At 58.7% G+C, this 4435-nt stretch carries 5 protein-coding genes; 3 read left to right on the top strand and 2 right to left on the bottom strand.

Annotation, left to right across the window (positions count from 1 at the left end; genetic code table 11):
• Positions 1 to 128 precede the first annotated feature (128 nt).
• Positions 129 to 608, top strand: coding sequence for a hypothetical protein (locus PMI23_RS13970; protein WP_007912838.1), 480 nt, complete (start codon positions 129 to 131; stop codon positions 606 to 608).
• 63 nt (positions 609 to 671) lie between these two features.
• Positions 672 to 959 (top strand): PA4642 family protein, encoded by a 288-nt coding sequence (locus PMI23_RS13965; protein ID WP_007912836.1) that lies wholly within the window; start codon positions 672 to 674, stop codon positions 957 to 959.
• 137 nt (positions 960 to 1096) lie between these two features.
• Here the strand turns inward: PMI23_RS13965 and mqo are convergent, their stop codons facing one another.
• Positions 1097 to 2605, bottom strand: coding sequence for a malate dehydrogenase (quinone) (gene mqo, locus PMI23_RS13960; protein ID WP_007912835.1), 1509 nt, complete (start codon positions 2603 to 2605; stop codon positions 1097 to 1099).
• Positions 2606 to 3313: 708 nt separating this feature from the next.
• Positions 3314 to 3547: a hypothetical protein gene (locus PMI23_RS13955; protein ID WP_007912834.1), complete on the bottom strand. Its 234-nt coding sequence runs from the start codon at positions 3545 to 3547 to the stop codon at positions 3314 to 3316.
• Positions 3548 to 3751: 204 nt separating this feature from the next.
• Here PMI23_RS13955 and PMI23_RS13950 point away from each other — a divergent pair, with 204 nt between their 5' ends.
• Positions 3752 to 4336, top strand: coding sequence for a YajG family lipoprotein (locus PMI23_RS13950; protein ID WP_007912832.1), 585 nt, complete (start codon positions 3752 to 3754; stop codon positions 4334 to 4336).
• Positions 4337 to 4435: the final 99 nt, after the last annotated feature.

The following is a 4435-nucleotide window of genomic DNA, read 5'->3' as shown; positions in this document are numbered from 1 at the left end:
CTCGCGATAGCGTCGTATCAGCCAACATCAACGTTGCTGACAGACCGCAATCGCGAGCAGGCTCACTCCTACATTTGTTTGCGTGATACCCATGCTAGAGTGCTCGGCCCCGCCCTCCGGAGCCTGTCATGCGCCTCTTGATCCGCAGCCTCGCCGCCTTCTTGCTGGCCGTCAGCCTGCCGCTGTCCGCCGCGCCGATGCACAGCCAATTCCTGCCGCCGGACGATCTGACCGTGCGCGATGCCGAGCCCGAGCAGCAGCAACTTCTGCAGGTCACCGATTACTCGGTGGTCGTCGGCGCGCAACGTCAGTCCAATCAGCAGCCGATTCCGGTTACCTCGCCATTGATGATTCGCCTCAAGGGCAAGTCCCTGAACAAGGGCGCGACGATCACTCAAGTACTGGTCAATTTCGACGGCGAAAGTAAAAGCCTGAAAAAACCGGTCTACGACGACAAGAGCAAAACCCTGACGTTGTTTTATCCACAGGCCCAATACCGCGTGATCATCGATCTGCTGCGCAATGACACCGTGTATGTGCAGTTCCTCAGTTACGCCAACGGCCATATCTGGGCCGATTTGCATACCGGGGCGGTGCGATCGCGTTGAGCCCGGCGGCCGGGCAGGGGTAAACTGCCCGCCCCGTGTAATGTCTGCGAGCTGGAGTCGGCAATGCGTAAAGATAAGAAACAAGTGATTGGTGACGAGATCGGCGATGAGCAGATCAAGCTGTTCCTCGATTTTGAACCGGTCGACGCCACTTCGCCGTCGCTGCACAAACTGATCAAGGCCTACCGTGGCCTGCGTATCGATGACTTCGAACGCTTCCTCGGCTTCTTCGTCGAGGCCGGTTACGACGTCGATGGCAAGGACGAGCAGGGCAAGACCTTTGTTGACCTGATCGCCGATCAGCGCAACGCCCCGGACTACATCGAGCTGATCGATAAAGCTCGCGCTTAAGATCAAAAGATCGCAGCCTTCGGCAGCTCCTACAGGATAAATACACATCCCATGTAGGAGCTGCCGCAGGCTGCGATCTTTTGCTTCTGACAGACATAAAAAAACGCCCCGATCGGGGCGTTTTTTATGCGGCTTGATCAAGCGTAGCTTGGGGTCTCGCTGCTTTCTTCAACCAGTTCCAGCGCGATGTTGTTCTGCGTGTTGATCTTGCGATACAGCGCAGCATCGGTTTCCAGAACCTTTTCACGGGCCGGGAAGATCTCGGCCAGTTTGCCAGCCCACTCACCCTTGGCCTTGGCCGGGAAGCACTTCTCGATCAGTTCCAGCATGATCGAAACGGTCACCGACGCACCTGGCGAAGCACCGAGCAGGGCGGCGAGCGTACCGTCTTTTGCTGCAACCAGCTCGGTACCGAACTGCAGGATGCCGCCTTTTTTCGGGTCTTTCTTGATGATCTGCACCCGTTGGCCGGCCACTTCCAGGCGCCAGTCTTCGGCTTTCGCCTCAGGGTAGAAACGGCGCAGGGAATCCAGACGCTGTTCCATCGACTGCATCACTTCGCTGACCAGGTATTTGGTCAGGTCCATGTTGTTTTTCGCCACGGCCAGCATCGGCCCGATGTTGCCGGCGCGCACCGACAGCGGCAGGTCCATGAAGGAACCGTGCTTGAGGAACTTGGTGGTGAAACCGGCGTATGGCCCGAACAGCAGGGATTTCTTGCCGTCGACCACGCGGGTGTCCAGGTGCGGCACCGACATCGGTGGCGAACCCACGGCGGCCTGGCTGTAAACCTTGGCCTGGTGCTGTTTGACCACTTCCGGATTGTCGCAGCGCAGCCATTGGCCACTGATCGGGAAGCCGCCGAAGCCTTTGCTTTCTTCGATGCCCGAAGCCTGCAGCAATGGCAGGGCGGCACCGCCGGCGCCGAGGAAGACGAACTTGGCGTCGACTTCACGGGTGTTGCCGTTGTTGACGTCCTTGATGCTCACGGTCCAGCCAGCGCCGTTACGCTTGAGGCCGGTGACGCGCTTGCAGTATTTGACTTGGGTGTCGGGTGCGCTGGTCAGGTGCTTGAGCAACTGATTGGTCAGGGCGCCGAAGTTGACGTCGGTGCCGTTCATCACGCGAGTGGCGGCGAGGACTTCGTCCGGCGAGCGGCCCGGCATCATCAACGGCATCCATTCGGCCATTTTGGCCTTGTCTTCGGTGTATTCCATGTCGGCGAAGGCGTGGTGCTTGTGCAGCACGTCAAAGCGTTCTTTCAGGAACGACACGCCGGAGTCGCCCTGGACGAAACTCAGGTGCGGTACCGGGCTGATGAAGGATTTGCACGAGCCGAAGGTGCCTTTCTTGGTCAGGTACGACCAGAACTGCTTCGACACCTCGAACTGGGTGTTGATGTGCACGGCTTTCTTGATGTCGACGGTGCCATCGGCGGCCTGCGGCGTGTAGTTCAGCTCGCACAGACCGGCGTGGCCGGTACCGGCGTTGTTCCAAGGGTTGGAACTCTCTGCGGCACCGGAATCCATCAGCTCGACGACTTCCAGCTTGATCGCGGGGTCGAGCTCTTTGAGCAGCACGGCAAGAGTGGCACTCATGATGCCGGCCCCAACCAGTACTACGTCGACTGCTTCGTTATGCGCCATTTAACGCGTCTCCAAAATCTGCAGCACCAAATTGTCGGCATGGCTGCCAGGCGTTCCGGGACAGGTCAGTGGTGTCCAGGCTATCCATGGTCAGGTCGCCATGTCCGAATCTTCGCAATTTTTCGCAACTTCAACGGATGTATGCGGCTTGGCTTCAAGAGCTCCATGAACTCATTTCAGCGCGCGGCTGGCAATTCGACTTATGGTCGAGACATCCGTTTTTGTGCAACCAAATCCGTAGCGGACAGGCTTCAGGCTCCGATATTCGAGGTATACCCGGTCCTGTGTCGTTGGGCTGTTTCAGACGCTAATGGTGCATGTTCAGACGCAAAACTTTTCATTTGCTCGCCACACTCTTGTGAAGTTGTGAAAACCCGTTTTTTTCACGCTCTTTTGAAGACGTGAACCTCAAAAAAGGGCTGTCCAGGCCTGGCACCTTGCCCGCAAAGGCAAAAAAACGCGGTGGCCGAGCGTCATGACAGCTCTGCAGATTCGCGAAAAGCGGGGTTTTTGCCGGAAGAACAGGCAAGCGCGCCAACTTCACTCGATCTGTGTGGGCGGCTCTCTGTGGGCGATTTTGGGTGTCGATGCATGCGCATTGACGCTGTTGCGGGGCCCGATCAGGAGACGTCCTTATAATCGGGGGGAGATTGTATCGAAGAAATGCGGGCAGTTGCTCGTGTTTAATGACTTTTATTAGGCATCCGGTCAGATGCTCAACATCGCTTGCACCCGTGCGCGGGGCTGCGACGCTATGACGCGGGCGCTGGCGGGCAGTGGCTGATGCAACCAGTTGAGGCGGATTTCTTCGATTTCCACCCAACCGTCACCCATCGGCTGCAGGCTGCACTGCTTGAATGCCTGGCAATGGCCGTTGCGGTCGAGCAGGGCGAAGCTGCGATGCAGCGGACGTGGGGCGAACAACGAGATCAGATAACGCATGATTGAGTACCTTGTGGGGGACTGATTGCAAGGTTGCCAAAGCGCCGTGACGTCAACGTGTATGGCGGGTGAATAATCTGTGACAGGAACCGCTTTCCCACGGGTTTGTCAGACATTTCAGTATTCGCTGCCGGGCGCTGGTTACCCGCAGTGGCCCACCGCTATACTGCCGGCCTGTTTGTGCCTGATTCTGGAGAGAAGAGCATGTTGCAACGCCTGTTGTTCGGTTTGATCACTGTGGCCGGTTTGACCCTGGCCGGCTGCGCCCACAGCCCGCAACAACTGAGCCCGGAGCCGAAGCTGACCACCCAGCTGCCTGCGGTCGGCCGTGGCCAGCCTGTTGTCGTGCGTGTGGTCGACGGTCGCCCGTCGCCAACGTTGGGCACCCGTGGCGGCCTGTACCCGGAAACCAGCGCTATCACCGTGCAGCGCGAGCAGATCCTGCCGAAGTTGCAGGCTCAGGCTGAAGCCGCCGTGCGTCTGCTCGGCTTCACCCCGACCAACAACGCGCCAAACGCGCCGCAGTTGACCGTGACGTTGGCCGAACTGAAGTATCAGTCGCCTAAAGAAGGCATGTACGTGACCGAAGCGACCATCGGCGCGACCTTCCGCTCCGACGTGCAGAACGCCAACCGTCGCTACAGCGGCCGTTACGGTGCGTCGCTGGACCAGCGTTTCGGCATGGCGCCGAACCAGGAAACCAACACCAAACTGGTCAGCGATGTCTTGAGCGATGCGCTGACGCGTCTGTTCAAGGATCCGACTGTGGGTCAGGTTTTGGCTGAGTAAGTTTTCGGCGGATGTGAAAAAGCCCGGGGCCAGTGATGGTTCCGGGCTTTTTTGTGGGGCCTGAAATCCTACCCCCTCACCCCAGCCCTCTCCCCCACG

The sequence above is a fragment of the Pseudomonas sp. GM24 genome, assembly GCF_000282235.1.
In the GTDB taxonomy this organism is placed as follows: Bacteria; Pseudomonadota; Gammaproteobacteria; order Pseudomonadales; family Pseudomonadaceae; genus Aquipseudomonas.
The sequence above is the reverse complement of the archived record's forward strand: the minus strand, read 5'-3'. Positions and strand labels throughout refer to the sequence as shown.